We start from the raw sequence: 14,904 nt of genomic DNA on the forward strand, positions 1-14,904 counted from the left end.
AAAGTTAGAAAGAGTTTTTCATTCTACCAAACTTTACTAACAAAAGATAGACAAACATATCAAACAGCACTCCCAAAACAGCACTTAATCCGCTTGTTATCAAGACTGAAGAGAATCAAACATTTTATCGAAAACCGCTATTTCCACTCTCCAACAGCTCTCGCCTATATATATAAATAATGTATCACCCTTTTATTTTCTTCATTAAAAGCAGAAAGGGAAAGCAAAAAGGCTGTATCGGGAATTCAATCCTGATACAGCCTTTCAATTTATGCTAAAGCTACGTTCTTATTGTTCTTTTGCTTTGATTTCAATAAGCTCGCAATCGAATCTTAGTGTTTCGTTAGGACCGATCTTGTTACCTGAGCCATTTTCTCCGTAAGCAAGTTCAGCCGGGACCCAAAGAGTAAACTTAGATCCAACCTTTACAAGTTGAAGACCTTCTGTCCATCCCTTGATAACACCGTTCAATGGGAAAGTAGCAGGCTCTCCACGATCGTAAGAAGAGTCAAACACTTCGCCGTTAAGAAGTGTTCCCTTATAGTGAACTACGACCATATCTTCAACTGTTGGCATAGCACCTTCACCTTCTGTTTCGATCTTATACTGAAGACCGGATTCAGTTGTGATAACGCCTTCTTCTTTTGCATTCTTAGCCATGAACTCTTCGCCTTTTGCCTTATTTGCATCAGCAGCCACCTTGCGAAGTTTTTCAAAAGCAGTTTCCAAGAACTCTTGAACAGCCATGCTATTCATTTCGATAGTATCACCCTTCAAAGCTGTTTCAAGACCTGCTGTAAAGAGTGCCACATCAAGAGAGTCTCCAGGTATGACAGAACCTACTTGGCCCTTCATCATATCTATTTGGAACTTCATTTGCTGACCTTGGTAGAAACCGATAAGGTATGCCATAGAGTCTTTTGTTGTCTTTTGTGCGCTTAGAGGCACAGAGTTCTTTGTGCCGTTACAAGCAGTAAAGGCAAATGCACCTCCTATAAGAGCTGCTGTAAGAAGAATCTTTTTCATTTCCGTTTATTTAATAATTATATCCTATATTCTCGTCAAGACGCTTTTACTTCTCTATACTTAGAAGCTCTATATCAAATATAAGGGTGCTGTAAGGCTCGATGCTTTGACCGGCTCCTTGCTCTCCGTAAGCGAGCTGATAAGGAAGAAACACTCTCCACTTAGAGCCTACGGGCATCAGTTGTACCACTTCCGTCCAGCCCTTGATGACACCATTCAATGGGAATGTAGCCGGTTCGCCTCTCTGATAAGAAGAGTCAAAGACCGTTCCATTGATGAGTGTACCATGATAATGACACTTTACCTTATCCGTTGCCTTAGGTTTCTCGCCCTCTCCTTTGGTCAAAATCTGATATTGAGCACCTGAAGGCAGCGTTACGACTCCTGCTTTCTCTTTGTTGATACGCAAGAACTCTTCTCCGGCTTCCTTATTGAGAGTAAACTTATCCTCCTGCAATTTCTCAAAATATTCTTTAAGAAGTTTTTGTGCTTCCTCTATTGAGATTTGTGGAGTAGCACCTTTCAATGCCACGTCCAATCCTTTCACAAACTCTTCTGTATTAAGTTCTTTAATTCCTGTTGCTGTAAAATTATGCCCGATGCTCAGGCCTAACGCATAGCTTATTTTATCCATTTACAATAATATATTTTGACGGCAAAGTTAGAAATAATTATTGATCTATAAAAGAGCGCATTGCAAACTTTCAGAGAAGGCATTACTCCTCTATAACATTCCCTACATGGATCCGCCTGCTTCTTGTATCCTCAAACAAGGGACGATAGGCGTTATTCGGGATCACTCTGTTTCTTCTGAAAACAAACTCTCTGACACTCTTGGCATAATAGAGAGGAGAGTCGAATGTTTCAAAGATATTGTCCTCCACCACTATTCTCCCGTGATAGTACCGATCTTTCGAGTCAAGTTCCCGAATTACCGGATCTACAGAAATGATACCATTGGTAAACTGATACATCCCCGTAAGCGGATTCACAAAACGGTTTTTAGAGATGATCACCTCCTCGCACGGACCACTCTCGTACCAGCCATTGGAGTCTCCGCAAAGAAGTATGGCGCTACCATGAGTGTGGTCGAATAGATTTTCTTCGCAGACCACCTTTTTTATTGTAGAGAATAAAGCTCCCCTCGCCCTATTGTTCCTCACAATATTCTTACTGAACAGCACCGTAGGATAGGCAGAAAGATTCTCCACTGCAAGCTGTTTGCCCTCTATTTTATCCAATGGAAGCGGATCCTCAAAAGCGATCATCCTTCTTTTCTGATCTCCTTCAGAGAGAAGGAAAAATGATTGTATTTTAGATGTATGTACCGGCAAAAGCGTTTTACGATCAATGAAACGGATAGAGTCTCCACTCTCATACCAGCGAAGCCCAAAGCTCTGCCCGTGCGCAAAAGAGGCTTGCACTTCGGAAGCATTCAGCACGGAGTCCACCCTCAAATAGGTTCCATGCACATTGATGGCATCGTCTGCCATCTGCTCGTATAACCCATTAACGGAAGAGATATACCCTCTGCAACCCGAGAAATGTGTGGCATCGGCTTGTAGTGTAAAGTAACGTTCAGAGCCTTGTGCCACTTCCACCTTAAAGCCATCCAGCGATATATTCTCGGTGTCTTGTGCTATAAGTCCCATTCCTTCGGCATAATGCACAACGACATCCTTAAGTTCGATATTCTTGCTATCCATCACCACGATACCCGGAGCAGGTCTGTAATACGACCTCAGCACATATCTGTTATGCTGAGAAGCATAGGGATACTCGCCCCACCCTCTCAAGATCAGGTTTCGTTCGCTTTGACGTATTATCTGAGCCGGGTTAAAAGCGACATCTGCTCTGCCCCAAACCATTCTTCTGTCCTCCTCAAACGGCATGGCTACAAAGGGTGTAACTTCAAAGTCTTCTCCTTGCAAGACTATCTTGTTCTCTCTTACCTCAAACCGGGTCTCCTCCGGAACTCTTACAAGCATCGACTTATCTTCATCTCTCATCTCCAACACCTCTATCTGCATCAGTGCCGGACGAGGATCGTCTATGGAAAAACCTTGCAGGACAACCCCGGAACACCCTTTCACCACAAACGGTATCTGTCTGCCGTGAAAGAGCAGCTTGGTCTGTCCGCCACCTTCCACCACAACCTTTCCGCCTGTTATTCCCTCAAACATAAACGCCACCTTTCTATCCTTTACGTGGTCATGATTGGAGATAAACAGCTCATAACCCGGCAGACTGTCCGGATAGAAGTGATAAGAATCGTTCTTCAACGAGATCTTCACACTCTTACCCTCCTGAGCCATCCGGTGCGATGTTTGAAGCAAACGGCGAAGAGCGGGAGAGTTGTCAAAATCTTTTTCCGAACGACCGCCAAACTCCTCCAGCGTGAGAGTAACGGGTTGAGAACTCTTATAAGGCTTTCTCACTCCGCAGGAGAGCAGAAGCAAGAAAGAGAGCGACATAAAAACAGGAAGTAATCTTTTGTACACGACAATCTGTATTTGAAAAATAAAAAACTCTTAGACTTAAACTCTCATCTCTTCTTGAAAAACAGGAAGTAGAGATGTCGAAACAGCGTGGGGATGGTACCATAATAAGCCCTCATGATCATGAATCGCTCCTTCAAAGAGGCTTTATGATGCTTGGTTGTGGCACCCTCATGGAGATACTTTGTAAGGAAACCCTCCACTTTCAGACACTCTGCCCCCACCTCTTCGGCACGGCGAAGGATACGTATGCACCAGTCAAAATCGGCAGAGAGCCTGTACTTCTCATCATTATAAAAAGGTACAAGATCTCGCCCGGCATAGAATGACTGATGACACACAAGCATACCGTTCTTGAAGCTCTTCCAGGTCAGCTTTCGTGGTGGAGAGAGTTTTCTCGGACCCATACTGCATCCATCATAATCGACGATCTCCGTATGTCCGTACAGTACAGCAGGCAGCCTGCCTGCGTTCACAGGCTCTCTGAGATACTCCACTGCTTTATCCATCACACGCGAGACGGTATCCGAATCATAAAACGTATCCCCTGCATTCATGAAGAGAACATAGTCGCCGGAAGCTCTTTTCAGCCCTTTGTTCATTGCGTCATAGATGCCATTGTCTTTTTCGGATACGAAAACCGAAATCGTATCTCCATGATCCCGGGCAAGTTTTGCAGTATCATCCTTGGAGGCACCATCTATCACGATGTACTCTATATGCCTATAGCTCTGATCCTTAACACTCTTAATGGTGCGCTTGAGCAAGGGTGCGGCATTGTAGCAGACCGTAATGACGGAAAGTACCAAACCATCTCTTTCTAACTGTTCCATGGCTCAAAGTTCCGAAAAATTTCTCTCATAAAGTCGTATATTTACTCCAAAATAGACACTTGACAGAATGAACAAAAAATCTTTTCAGGAATATTATGCTCCGGAGTTCAGCCACTGCTTCGGCTGCGGAACGGCAAACGAACAGGGTCTTCACGTAAAAAGCTATTGGGTGGACGGTACAGAAAACGAAAGTGTAGCGTATTACCGACCGGAAGGTCATCATACCGGAGGATTTCCGGGATTCGTTTACGGAGGTCTTATTGCCGCGATACTCGACTGCCATGGCAACGGAACTGCCGCTGCGGCAGGCTATAAAAGAGAGATGAGAGCCATGGATACTCTGCCGGCTCTGAGGTATGTAACCGCCAATCTGAACCTCAACTACAAAAAGCCTACCCCTATGGGCGTGGATCTGGAGCTGAGAGCACGTGTCGTGGAGACAACGGCAAGGAAAGTCTCCATGGAGCTTCGGCTGATAGCCAACGGCACTATAACCGTGGAGGGAAGCATGGTATCTGTTCTGCTCCCTGCATAGGAGCATCTTGCCCGGAGGCTCTCTTTTCTCGTCTGAACCTGTATGAAATTGTCTCTGAACGGATTAAATTTCAAGTCTTAACGGATTAAAATCTTGCAACCAGGCTTTGATTTACAGATGACAAGGCTTGGTTTGTAGAAGTCAGCCTTCGATTCCCTCAAAACAAGGCTTGAAAACCAATTCTTTTCAGGATAAAAGGAAGTTTTATTCACTTATAACTCCTTTTCCGAACAGGTATAATCAAAGATGGGAAAGAGCATCCGTAAAAATGAACCGACGGCGGCTCTCTTCGGCAGACTTGCATACAAAAAGAAAGCTGTGCCACGGATCCGCTCCGTAACACAGCTTATATTTCAGCTCGAAAGTTCTTATAACATCGAAAAGCAGAGTGCAGATCAGAAACTGACCTCGAAACTCATTCCGTCGTAAGCCAGATGGGTGCGAGTGTCAAGGGCTTTCAGAACCGCTTCCGCCTCTGTATGTCTGCCGATGGTGTGTGCCAAGTGGGTGAGATAGATCTGCTTTGCCCCGATACTGTTGCCCAACTCTATCGCCTCTTGAACGCAAAAATGCGTGGGATGAGTATAGAAGCGCAGACCATCTATGATCAGATGTTCCACTCCTCGAACAGCTTCCAAGGTCTCTTCCGGTACTACTTTCACATCCGTAAGATAGGCTGCATTGCCTATTTTGAAACCCAGTATCGGCAGTTTGCCGTGGATCACACGGAGCGGTAGTATCTCTATCCCTTTCGGTTTAGGAAGAGGAAAAGGCACATTGGGCTCTATTATCGTAAAGCTGTAATGCGGAACGCCCGGATAGGCAACGGCTCTGAACGCATACGGCATACGCTCCTTGAGAATGGTCGAAAGGTACTCCTCCGTATATAGAGGGCAGTCCGTCTGTCCTCGAAACAGAGGACGAATATCGTCCAGTCCGCCTACGTGATCGTAATGTTCGTGCGTAAGGAATATCCCTTCTAAGGAAGAGACATTCTCTCGTATCATTTGCTCCCTGAAGTCGGGCCCGCAATCTATCACATAATGAGCGGCATCGGCACCCTCTTTTTCCCCGAAAGAGAGAAGAATGGAAGCCCTCAAGCGTTTATCTCTGACATCTGTCGAAACACAGGTGGAGCAGCTGCAGCCAATCTCCGGAATACCGGTAGATGTACCGGTTCCCAAGAATGTAATCTTTCCTTTCATGCCCTACTCTTGCGGATGATTGTATGTGGGAGCAGCAACGTATTTCACTTCGGGGATGAGGCGAACACCATACTTTTTCCACACGCTCTCCTGTATCTCTTCCGCCAACCTTGCCACTTCTCTCCCCGATGCTCCTCCATAATTGACAATGATAAGAGCATGCTTTTCGTACGTTCCCACATTTCCGGAGCGGTATCCTTTGTAGCCACAGCGGTCTATAAGCCATGCGGCGGATAGCTTTCCCCGTCCGTCATCTTGAAGATGGTACGACAAGTCCGGATACTCCTGCAGTAAAGACTGAAGTTTATCGGCGTCCACAACCGGATTCATAAAGTAACTTCCGGCATTTCCAAGCACTTTAGGATCCGGCAGTTTACTTTCTCTGATGGAGATGACACGCTCTCGCACCTGCAACGGAGTAAGAGAACCATCTGCCGTTGCCAGGTCTTGCAATCCGTTGTAAGAGAGAATGGGATTCGGCTGCTTGCTCAAACGAAGGACAACTTTGGTGATAAGGAAACGATCCATCTCCTCTGGTCTCTTGAAGCGAGAGTCTCTGTAAGCATAGTCGCACTCTTTCTGCATATAAGTCCGATGCTCTCCGTCCACAAGGTCGTACCCTTCCACAGAGACAAGGACATCGGCAATCTCGACGCCGTAAGCTCCGATATTCTGTACCGCAGCAGCACCTGCCACTCCGGGTATAAGAGAAAGATTTTCTATTCCCCACCAGTTACGTTCACAACAGTATGCTACTGCGCGATCCCATTCCACACCTGCATCCAACTGCAAAAGCACGCTCGATTCGTCTTCGGAAAGCAGTCGTATCTCATCGGAGATGTACTTGATCAAAACCCCGTTCACATTTGCCGTAAACAGGAGATTGGATCCTCCCCCGATGATATGCTTGTCGGCATAGCGGAAGTACTCGTCACGAAGCAGAGTGGAAATATCTTCTTCCGACTCTATCTCCACATAGTACGAAACCTGTGCTCCCACACCAAAGGTGTTGAGAGGCTCTACGTTATAGTCTGTATGTATCTTCATATTTATAAAAAAGACCAAACCCCCACGGCATATACCCCCGGACTCTAAGAGAAAAGGGACTATGCGATGAGGGTATGACCTTAAAATGTATTGAGGTTCACCTTTCCGGTAAAAAACTGTCCGTTAGGAATTCTGCCCTAACGGTGCGTAATCCGGAACGATATTATCTCAAATTTACTGTTTGTGCAGGATCCAAGCGTCATTGAACTGAGAGTAACGTCTCTTGATAGACTCTCTTGTTGCCACGGCTTCTTCCTTTGTGTCATAGCTCGCAACAATAACACGATACATGCCCATCTCGTTTTGCGCAAGAAAAACATTGTATCCTTCAGCTGTCATTCTCTCTTTCAATGACTTTGCATTAGTCACATTTTGGAAGCTGCCAATCACTACACTGAAAGCGCGAAGCCCTGTTGCATCTTCTCCTTGTGCAGGAACAATTCTTTCACGAACCACAGCAGTGTGCTCGGTTGTACGAGCTATCGGCTTGATATCATCCATAGCTCCCTGATTTCCGGCCTGTGCCATTTCACGCTGTTTAGCTTTTTCCCAAGCTTCACGATATGCACTTTGTTTAGGTTTACAAGAAGTAAGACCTCCAACAAGAAGTAGTCCTGTAATGGCAATGATGATTCTTTTCATGTTCTTATTCAATTTGGTTTTTACACTCACAAATGTAAGAAAATAAGTCAGATTATTCAAATAGTAGTCCGCAATCTATCTACTCTTTTCGCCATACCGATTGCCCTCGCAATGCTAACAAATGAGTAAAAAAGATATAATCTCTAAAACCGACTATCCATTAAGCCTCTTTTTCCTCTTCCTGCTCTTCAAACGTGGTGAATCCATCCTTTACAAGTGTGTTGTACCAAAGTACAACCTTTCTGATATCTGTGGGATAGACTCTCTCCTTATCGTAGCTGGGCAACACTTCTTCCATGAAACTTTTGAGAGATTCGGGTGTTGCAGCGATGTTTTCAGCGTCCAACTCTTTACCGCTCTGCTTTTCAAAAATAGTGGTGAGCAGTGTTCTTAGAGGCAGATCGCCCTCTTCGGTGTAGATGGAAATATCGTACAGGGAAACAACTTTATCTTTTGGGAAAAGCTGACGCTTCACTTTAGTGGTGAGATCTTGAATGACTATTGGAGTTCTGTTTCCGGTCAAGATTTTGAACAATCCCGGTTTACCGCTTATGGAGAGAATTTGTTTCAGTGACATTATTCTTTCTTTTTAATGTTTTATTGGGTGATAATTAAGTTGAATATCTCTTCCCACTGTTCTATAACAGAGTGTGGGGAATAGTTTTTTATTGTGTACGAGGCAAGAACCTTTGCCGTTTCTATTTCATCGCTTTGCGTTCTGATACGTCTTTCTACTTCTTCTTTCGGCATCTTATTGCGGAGCATCACTCTCTCTGTTCTTACTGCTTCCGGAGCATCAACCAGAATAACGGCATCACAAAACCGGTTCATTCTGCTGGAGTAAAGTATGCCGGACTCCATCCCGACCCATTCGCATGGAGATTGTGCCTTCCAAGAGAGAAACTTCTCCTCTACTGCCGAGTGGATGATCCGCTCCATTTCTATCTTTTTAACAGAAGGTGTCCCGAAAATGATTGAGCTTAGAAAAGGTCTGTCTATCTCTCCCTGCTCGTTCAAAACGGATCTGCCGAGTAGTTTTTCCAGCTGAGCCGCAACGCCGGAATCGAAATAAACAGCTTTTGCAACGCTATCGGTATCGAAAACAGGAATACCATAAAGAGCAACAAGCCTGCTTAGAATGCTTTTTCCACTGCCTATGCCGCCACAGATACCGAGGACACGCGTCTCTTTTTTCATTCTTGTGCCTCTTTTTCTTCCAAAAGATACTCCACAGTGGTAGGGTCTGTCTGGATCATCTGCACGTAAAACGGCTTCTGCTGTATGATTATATCCGCCTTTCCCGACCTGCTGCCTCCCAGCTCTGCCTTGTCTATCGTTACCACGATATCCTTTGGAGAGAGCTCTTTAAACATATTCTCCGGAATAAAACAGGTAACACGGATGAAAGAGGGAAACGTACGCACATAGAAAGGAAGCTCCTCATCATTCATGGAGATAGGCACTTCAAACTCTTTCTGAACCAGTTTCTGGGTATGAGCACAAAGCGTTATCTCATTGGGAGTAATGGTAATCCCGTTGCGAGAAAGGAGTCGCACCGTAAAGATAGTGGAGTCTTTGACATTGCTGAATACGATAGTATCGGTCTCCACCTCCGTCAAGAGATCCAAAAGATGCTTTCCGCCATAGACAATAGCCGAGGTCTGACTCATGGAGACAGAGTCCAAAATACTTCCTATCTCCGGTTCTATCTTCGTGGAGAGCTTTATGGGAAGCTGCTTCTTCGCCTTTGCGGTATAGCTGAACCCGATGCTTGCAGGCACAATGCGGTCTATTCGGGACGATGACAGTGCTTGCGAATAGATCAACTTCTCCAACTGCCCCGCAGGTATATCCACAGCTCCGTATCTTTTCTCGGAAAACTCTATCGGCAAAACGATCTCCCGTGCTCTCTGAAGCCATATATATCTCAAGAAGGCACTTCCCGTGTCCGTGATGGTTACGGTTACGGTTTCGGGAATAGGCTCCGAGAGAGAGATGTCGGCAGGTATTTCCGGAGCAACGAGCTTGAAAGTAACATTATCCGTATAGGTATCCTGCACTGCCCGTATAAACCAAAAAGCAAAACTAAGCACAAAAAAGAAGAGGTATGCCATCAGTTTACGCATACCTATACGCCCAAGAAGGGATTTGATCTTCTTCGATAACTTTTGCCTGCGAGACATTACTCTTTCCCGATGATCTCTTTATTGCTTATTTTTTCTTCTCTTCTACCACAAGAGGAAATATGCTGGAGAATGTTACACGCACCTTTACGCCTTCGGCTATCTCCACAACAACGTATCCGTTTTCTTTGTTTATCTCCTTAAGTGTACCCATGATGCCGTCCGAAATGATCACTTTGTCTCCGGTCTTAAGGCTCTCTCTCTGACGCTGTACCTCTTTCTGACGCTTGCTGTTGGGACGGATGATGAAGAGCCAGAAGACGAGCACCATCACACCTATAAAGATAAACTGCATATATGAGCCGCCGGCAGGTGCTGCTTGTAAAAATACCATGTTCATAGTTGTTTGAAGTTATTTGAAAGTTAAAATTGTTTTTCTTTTATTCCGAACGTCCCAAACGGTTCATCATGCTCCGAGAATGCGTCCCTCTGCTTTCAGATCCATTATGGCTTGATGCAGAATACCGTTGATGTAGTTCGTATTGTTCGGATTGCTATAATACTTAACGAGGTTAAGGTACTCGTTCATCGTCACGCTGGTTGCTATGGTTGGGAAGTGTATCGCTTCCGTTATGGCGAGTTGCAAGATAAGGTATTCTATCTCGGCGACACGCTCCTTGTCCCAGTTGCGGAAGTATTTGCTAATGAGTGCTCTATACTCTTCCTCGTTCAGGATAGCCTGAGAGACAAGCTGTGTACCGAACTCACGCTCCTCGTTGCCGTTATATTGCGGACGAAGAAGCCGTGATAAAGCGGTGTCCTCTTTCATACCATTCACCACCTTTAATACAAAGCTCATCACGATCTCAATATCATCGTTCCAGAAGATAGAAGAGTCTTGCAAGATAGCGAACCACTCATCGTTATCCAAGATGAAGCGTTTGTAGATGCGCTTCCAGAACTCTTTATGAGAGTCGAAGTCTTCTGCCGGAAGCGGCATGCTATCCTCCTCTTCTTCTCGAAGCAGGAAAGAGAGAATGTTAGAGAAGTAGTCCGTAAACTCTTCCCTTGCCGGAATCAGCGTCTCACACTCTGCAATGAAGTCGGGATCGGCTTCCAAGATTGCCACGTATGGGGAAGCGATGATAATATCCAGCTTTTTCACCAGCTCCATATCCGAAGATCTCTTCTCCAGTTCGATCTCCTTTCTCCTCTCAGCCTTTACTTTCACATAGTATGGCACCAGTACCATCAGCTTGTATAAGTGATAAGATTTGTCCAACGCCATGGTCAGATTGTTGGATGCCACAGAAGCCTTTGTGCCTCCGGAAAGGTAAAAACTGTACAGTATTTGGAGGGCTTTTATACGTATCAGTGTACGATTGATCATATCTATTCTATGAATAAGTTGGCTACAAAAATACGACTTTTCTCACACTATACCAAAGGGAGAAGATCAAGCCATTTCAAAAGAGAAAATAGAGGGACGAAAAGGAGAAAAAGCCGTTTTTACCCGATGCCCGGTCAAAGAAAAAAAGCGGCTTCAAAGCGGAATTTTTATATAAAAACGAATGGTCAAAAATCGGAGCGGACAGCTCCCCAAAAAACCTCCAGTCTAAAGAAAGAAATCTCCAATAAGAGATAAAACACTGTCTGTCAATCGTATATAAAACAGCCTATCTTTGAAAAAAATTTTTCTCCAAGCCATTTGATGGGGCTTTTTCGCGTTAATAGCTGTGAATTTTAACACCGCTAATCGTAAATAAATCCTAATGCACTTTCGGGACAAAAAACGACAAAAAAGAGGCTAAAAAGCACAAAACACTGTTTATCAATACCATAAACAAAATTTCTAAACACGTTAATCGAATCCGGTAAACGTGTTAAGTGAAATCAGTAAACGTGTTCACTGAAAAATTAAACACGTTAAGCCGAAAGAATATGCTCGTTTAGTGTTTTCGCTTAACAGCTATCGGAATTTGTGTTAATAAAACAGCGCGAATTTAACAATTCGGTCGTGCTCTGAAAACGACCCCTCCGATCAAAATAGAGAGCAGAAAAAAAGCGAGCATTTTTCGGGATGAAATATACAAAAATCGGCTTCTCAAAAAGAGCTGTATGGGCTCCTCCGAAAAGAGAAAATATCCACACCATTTTTTGAGCACTCTCACCGGCTCCTCTACCTCTCTTCCTCAAACTTGGAAAGCTATATGAACGAAGAAAACACTTTTTCTGTATATTTGTCTCAAAATTAAAATCATAGACTAACATGACATTGAAAAAACTAATCAAGGAGACCCACCTCTGGCTTTCGCTACCGTTCGGAGTGATCATTTCAATCATCTGTTTCAGCGGAGCTATGCTGGTATTTGAAAGAGAGATTACGGAGTGGTCTAATCCGAAAATATTCAAAGTAGCCGAAGTGAAAGCAGAGACTTTGCCTATGGATTCGCTTATGAACCTGGCACAAAAGAGTCTGCCCGAAGGAGTAAAAATCACTTCGCTTCGCATCTCATCCAATCCGAAGAAAAGCTACGAACTTGCCATATCCGAGCCTCGCCGTACTCTGCTGTTTATAGATCAATATACGGGAGAGATAAAGGGCTTTATAAAGCGTCCGGCTTTCTTCTATACCATGGTGAAGCTTCACTATACACTGCTGGACAAAGTAGAGAGTAAGGATGAAATCTTCTGGGGTAACGAGCTTGTGGGTATCAGTACCATCGTGTTTGTCATAGCTCTTATTACGGGTATTGTTCTCTGGTGGCCTCGTTCGAGGAAGTATCTGGCAAAAAATCTAAAGATAGTTGTCGGGAAAGGTGCATGGAAGTTTTGGTATTCGTTTCACAATGCAGCAGGAATGTATGCCCTTATCTTCCTTCTTGCCATGGCTCTTACGGGGCTGAATTGGAGCTACTCGTGGTATAAGAAAGGATTTTATGCCGTTTTCGGTATGTCTCAACAGCCGTCGGAACAGGGCGGTAACAGACATGGAACAAGAGGTGATAAAAAAGATGCCGAAATCTCTCCGGAAAATCCATTCATTGCATGGGAAAAAGCTTACAAGACCGTATTGGCAGAAAATCCTAAGCACAAGCAGATCAACGTATCCGATGGTTCTGTCTCTGCCATAATAGGAGAGTTCGGAAATGCTAACGCAGCCAACAAATACAGCTTCGACAGAGAGAGCGGAGCCATAACGGAACGCAGCCTGTACAAAGATGTACCCAAACAGAACAAGTTCCGCAGCATCATCTACAACGTACACGTAGGAAGCTGGGGAGGAACGATAACAAGAGTACTCACAGCCTTGGCTGCTCTCATAGGTGCTGCCTTACCCATTACGGGGTATTATCTCTTCATCAAGAGGATGATCGTAAAGTATCGCAAGCGCAAAAAGGGTGTTGCCAAAGTGTAAGTACTCCCCTATCTAACAAAAACAGAAACAGAGTTCTTGCCAAAGCGTGGCAGACTCTGTTTCTGTCGTAATAAATGACAACACGTTACAGAATGAAAATACTGGTTTCTTGGAGTGGAGGTAAAGATTGTATGCTGGCTCTCCATAAAGCTATACAGACTCACTCTCCATCGGAAGTCTATCTGCTGAATATGTGCGATGAGGATGGTTCCATGTCTCGTTCGCATGGATTGAGTGCTCTGCTTATGCAAAGGCAGGCAGAAGCAATGGGTCTCCATCTTCTGCAAATAGCGGTACAACGAGATGGCGGAGGGTATGAAGCCTCTTTCAAAAAAGGTGTCGCCGAACTGATGGTCAAGGGCGTTACGCATGGTGTCTTTGGGGACATCTATCTGGAAACCCATCGCTCATGGGTGGAAAGAGTATGCCAAGAGTGCGGCATCACCCCCATATTCCCTCTTTGGGGGATGAAAAGCGAAGAGGTGGTGCGTTCGCTGATAGACGAAAAGTTCAGAACCACCATCGTATCCATACGCAAAGGCAAGCTTTCGCCCGAAGAGTTCTTGGGAAAAGATCTTTCTCATCCGCTCCTCGATACGCTTAAGGTCATGCCGGGAATAGATCCGTGCGGAGAGAATGGAGAGTACCACACTTTTGTTTACGACGGCCCTCTGTTCCAAAAGCCACTATCTTTCCGGATAACAGGTCAGACCGAAAACGATAAACACTACTTCAACACACTTCAACTCTTATGATTCGGCTTCGCAAACAGATACTGCTACTGTTCATAATATGCAGCTCTCTCCTCTCGGTTGTAGCTCAAAAGCCTGTGAGAGTAGTCTCTCTCGTCCCATCGGTAACCCAGAGTATCGTAGACCTCAAGGCTGAAAAATATCTGGTCGGAATCACTTCTTACTGCAATGTTCCCAAGGGAGTAAAGGCTGAAGTGGTATCTTCCGCCGTAAAGATGAATGTGGAGAAGATCCTTCGTCTTAAGCCTGACATTGTCTTTGTGTCGGGGCTCACCAATGCGAAAGATATGGAAACGCTGAAACGGATGGGAGTAAAGATACAGATGCAACCCACTCCGAAAAGTTATGCAGAGATTTGCAGCCAGTTTCTCCAACTGGGACGCACCTTAGGCTACACGGAGCAGGCTGAGAAAATAGTAAAGGAGAGCCAAAAGGTGATCCAAGAGATCCGCGAGAAAAGAAAAAGGGAGAAAACAAGGCGCTCTAAGGTTCTCATGCAGATTGGAGCCAATCCGATCTTCGCGGTTCTTCCGAATACATTCATGGCAGACTACCTCTCTTTTCTCGGCGTGGAGAATATAGCCGAAAAAGAGACCAAAGGCACTCTGACGAGAGAGTTTGTTGTGGCTAAGAATCCGGACTATATAATAGTGGTAACAATGGGAGTGGTAGGAGAAGAGGAGCGAGATACATGGCTGAAACATAAGACCATGACCGCCACGAAAAACGGACATATATATATCGTGGACTCTACAATAGCGTGTCAGCCATCCCCTATCGCATTCAAAAAGACACTCGAAGTTTTGGACAAGTATATCAGATAAC

General features: G+C 44.8%; 18 protein-coding genes. 6 read left to right on the forward strand and 12 right to left on the reverse strand.

Going from position 1 to position 14,904, the window contains the following annotated elements; genetic code table 11:
- Positions 1-180 (forward strand): hypothetical protein (locus HQ43_RS10030; RefSeq protein WP_235305943.1); only part of this gene is annotated, 180 nt, incomplete at its 5' end.
- Positions 181-288: 108 nt separating this feature from the next.
- On the opposite strand, the gene HQ43_RS04340 is transcribed toward HQ43_RS10030, so the two are convergent.
- The 4 genes from HQ43_RS04340 to HQ43_RS04355 form a co-directional block, all read right to left on the reverse strand.
- Positions 289-1,026 carry an FKBP-type peptidyl-prolyl cis-trans isomerase gene (locus HQ43_RS04340; RefSeq protein ID WP_036790239.1) on the reverse strand — a complete coding sequence of 246 codons (738 nt, stop codon included), beginning with the start codon at positions 1,024-1,026 and terminating at the stop codon, positions 289-291.
- A 46-nt stretch (positions 1,027-1,072) separates the two neighbouring features.
- Entirely contained in the window at positions 1,073-1,660 is a 588-nt protein-coding gene (locus tag HQ43_RS04345) for an FKBP-type peptidyl-prolyl cis-trans isomerase (RefSeq protein WP_036790241.1), read from the reverse strand.
- 82 nt (positions 1,661-1,742) lie between these two features.
- Complete coding sequence (locus HQ43_RS04350; RefSeq protein ID WP_152567481.1) at positions 1,743-3,527, reverse strand: alpha-1,3-galactosidase-related protein; 1,785 nt, start codon at positions 3,525-3,527, stop codon at positions 1,743-1,745.
- A gap of 44 nt (positions 3,528-3,571) precedes the next feature.
- On the reverse strand, positions 3,572-4,357 hold the full coding sequence (locus tag HQ43_RS04355; RefSeq protein WP_036790244.1) for a glycosyltransferase family 2 protein: 786 nt from the start codon (positions 4,355-4,357) through the stop codon (positions 3,572-3,574).
- A 67-nt stretch (positions 4,358-4,424) separates the two neighbouring features.
- Between HQ43_RS04355 and HQ43_RS04360 the strand changes: the two genes are divergently transcribed.
- Together HQ43_RS04360 and HQ43_RS04365 are read left to right on the forward strand one after the other, a co-directional pair.
- Positions 4,425-4,892: a PaaI family thioesterase gene (locus HQ43_RS04360; protein ID WP_036790246.1), complete on the forward strand. Its 468-nt coding sequence runs from the start codon at positions 4,425-4,427 to the stop codon at positions 4,890-4,892.
- Positions 4,893-5,138: 246 nt separating this feature from the next.
- Positions 5,139-5,321 carry a hypothetical protein gene (locus tag HQ43_RS04365; RefSeq protein ID WP_036790249.1) on the forward strand — a complete coding sequence of 61 codons (183 nt, stop codon included), beginning with the start codon at positions 5,139-5,141 and terminating at the stop codon, positions 5,319-5,321.
- On the opposite strand, the gene HQ43_RS04370 is transcribed toward HQ43_RS04365, so the two are convergent.
- From HQ43_RS04370 to HQ43_RS04405, 8 genes are all read right to left on the reverse strand, one after another.
- Complete coding sequence (locus HQ43_RS04370) at positions 5,288-6,097, reverse strand: MBL fold metallo-hydrolase (protein WP_036790251.1); 810 nt, start codon at positions 6,095-6,097, stop codon at positions 5,288-5,290. The genes HQ43_RS04365 and HQ43_RS04370 overlap by 34 nt on opposite strands.
- A gap of 3 nt (positions 6,098-6,100) precedes the next feature.
- Positions 6,101-7,144 carry a UDP-N-acetylmuramate dehydrogenase gene (gene murB, locus HQ43_RS04375; RefSeq protein WP_036790253.1) on the reverse strand — a complete coding sequence of 348 codons (1,044 nt, stop codon included), beginning with the start codon at positions 7,142-7,144 and terminating at the stop codon, positions 6,101-6,103.
- Between the two features lie 174 nt (positions 7,145-7,318).
- Positions 7,319-7,786, reverse strand: coding sequence for an SPOR domain-containing protein (locus HQ43_RS04380; RefSeq protein ID WP_036790256.1), 468 nt, complete (start codon positions 7,784-7,786; stop codon positions 7,319-7,321).
- A gap of 160 nt (positions 7,787-7,946) precedes the next feature.
- Positions 7,947-8,363: a DUF5606 family protein gene (locus HQ43_RS04385; RefSeq protein ID WP_036790259.1), complete on the reverse strand. Its 417-nt coding sequence runs from the start codon at positions 8,361-8,363 to the stop codon at positions 7,947-7,949.
- Between the two features lie 20 nt (positions 8,364-8,383).
- A complete protein-coding gene (gene coaE, locus HQ43_RS04390; RefSeq protein ID WP_052103073.1) occupies positions 8,384-8,983 on the reverse strand; it encodes a dephospho-CoA kinase in 600 nt (199 codons plus the stop codon).
- Entirely contained in the window at positions 8,980-9,969 is a 990-nt protein-coding gene (locus HQ43_RS04395) for a YbbR-like domain-containing protein (protein WP_036790262.1), read from the reverse strand. Before HQ43_RS04395 ends, coaE begins: the two co-directional genes overlap by 4 nt.
- Positions 9,970-9,997: 28 nt before the next feature.
- On the reverse strand, positions 9,998-10,303 hold the full coding sequence (yajC, locus tag HQ43_RS04400) for a preprotein translocase subunit YajC (RefSeq protein ID WP_235305944.1): 306 nt from the start codon (positions 10,301-10,303) through the stop codon (positions 9,998-10,000).
- 72 nt (positions 10,304-10,375) lie between these two features.
- Positions 10,376-11,299: a transcription antitermination protein NusB gene (locus HQ43_RS04405; protein ID WP_036790267.1), complete on the reverse strand. Its 924-nt coding sequence runs from the start codon at positions 11,297-11,299 to the stop codon at positions 10,376-10,378.
- Between the two features lie 879 nt (positions 11,300-12,178).
- Here HQ43_RS04405 and HQ43_RS04420 point away from each other — a divergent pair.
- The 3 genes from HQ43_RS04420 to HQ43_RS04430 all read left to right on the forward strand — a co-directional run bounded on the left by HQ43_RS04420 (position 12,179) and on the right by HQ43_RS04430 (position 14,903).
- Positions 12,179-13,327: a PepSY-associated TM helix domain-containing protein gene (locus HQ43_RS04420; RefSeq protein WP_036790275.1), complete on the forward strand. Its 1,149-nt coding sequence runs from the start codon at positions 12,179-12,181 to the stop codon at positions 13,325-13,327.
- Between the two features lie 92 nt (positions 13,328-13,419).
- The gene (locus HQ43_RS04425) at positions 13,420-14,082 is read left to right on the forward strand and encodes a Dph6-related ATP pyrophosphatase (RefSeq protein ID WP_052103074.1); all 663 of its coding nucleotides are present in this window, start codon (positions 13,420-13,422) and stop codon (positions 14,080-14,082) included.
- Complete coding sequence (locus tag HQ43_RS04430; RefSeq protein WP_036790281.1) at positions 14,079-14,903, forward strand: ABC transporter substrate-binding protein; 825 nt, start codon at positions 14,079-14,081, stop codon at positions 14,901-14,903. The genes HQ43_RS04425 and HQ43_RS04430 overlap by 4 nt, the downstream gene beginning before the upstream one ends.
- The last annotated feature ends 1 nt before the right edge of the window (position 14,904 follow it).

It is taken from the genome of Porphyromonas canoris, from assembly GCF_000769115.1.
GTDB lineage: Bacteria > Bacteroidota > Bacteroidia > Bacteroidales > Porphyromonadaceae > Porphyromonas_A > Porphyromonas_A canoris.

Bases quoted from the DNA above. Each gene is read 5' to 3' on its own strand.
- HQ43_RS04340 (WP_036790239.1), bottom strand. From the start codon at position 1,026: ATGAAAAAGATTCTTCTTACAGCAGCTCTTATAGGAGGTGCATTTGCC.
- HQ43_RS04345 (WP_036790241.1), bottom strand. From the start codon at position 1,660: ATGGATAAAATAAGCTATGCGTTAGGCCTGAGCATCGGGCATAATTTT.
- HQ43_RS04355 (WP_036790244.1), bottom strand. From the start codon at position 4,357: ATGGAACAGTTAGAAAGAGATGGTTTGGTACTTTCCGTCATTACGGTC.
- HQ43_RS04360 (WP_036790246.1), top strand. From the start codon at position 4,425: ATGAACAAAAAATCTTTTCAGGAATATTATGCTCCGGAGTTCAGCCAC.
- HQ43_RS04365 (WP_036790249.1), top strand. From the start codon at position 5,139: ATGGGAAAGAGCATCCGTAAAAATGAACCGACGGCGGCTCTCTTCGGC.
- HQ43_RS04370 (WP_036790251.1), bottom strand. From the start codon at position 6,097: ATGAAAGGAAAGATTACATTCTTGGGAACCGGTACATCTACCGGTATT.
- murB (WP_036790253.1), bottom strand. From the start codon at position 7,144: ATGAAGATACATACAGACTATAACGTAGAGCCTCTCAACACCTTTGGT.
- HQ43_RS04380 (WP_036790256.1), bottom strand. From the start codon at position 7,786: ATGAAAAGAATCATCATTGCCATTACAGGACTACTTCTTGTTGGAGGT.
- HQ43_RS04385 (WP_036790259.1), bottom strand. From the start codon at position 8,363: ATGTCACTGAAACAAATTCTCTCCATAAGCGGTAAACCGGGATTGTTC.
- coaE (WP_052103073.1), bottom strand. From the start codon at position 8,983: ATGAAAAAAGAGACGCGTGTCCTCGGTATCTGTGGCGGCATAGGCAGT.
- HQ43_RS04395 (WP_036790262.1), bottom strand. From the start codon at position 9,969: ATGTCTCGCAGGCAAAAGTTATCGAAGAAGATCAAATCCCTTCTTGGG.
- yajC (WP_235305944.1), bottom strand. From the start codon at position 10,303: ATGGTATTTTTACAAGCAGCACCTGCCGGCGGCTCATATATGCAGTTT.
- HQ43_RS04405 (WP_036790267.1), bottom strand. From the start codon at position 11,299: ATGATCAATCGTACACTGATACGTATAAAAGCCCTCCAAATACTGTAC.
- HQ43_RS04420 (WP_036790275.1), top strand. From the start codon at position 12,179: ATGACATTGAAAAAACTAATCAAGGAGACCCACCTCTGGCTTTCGCTA.
- HQ43_RS04425 (WP_052103074.1), top strand. From the start codon at position 13,420: ATGAAAATACTGGTTTCTTGGAGTGGAGGTAAAGATTGTATGCTGGCT.
- HQ43_RS04430 (WP_036790281.1), top strand. From the start codon at position 14,079: ATGATTCGGCTTCGCAAACAGATACTGCTACTGTTCATAATATGCAGC.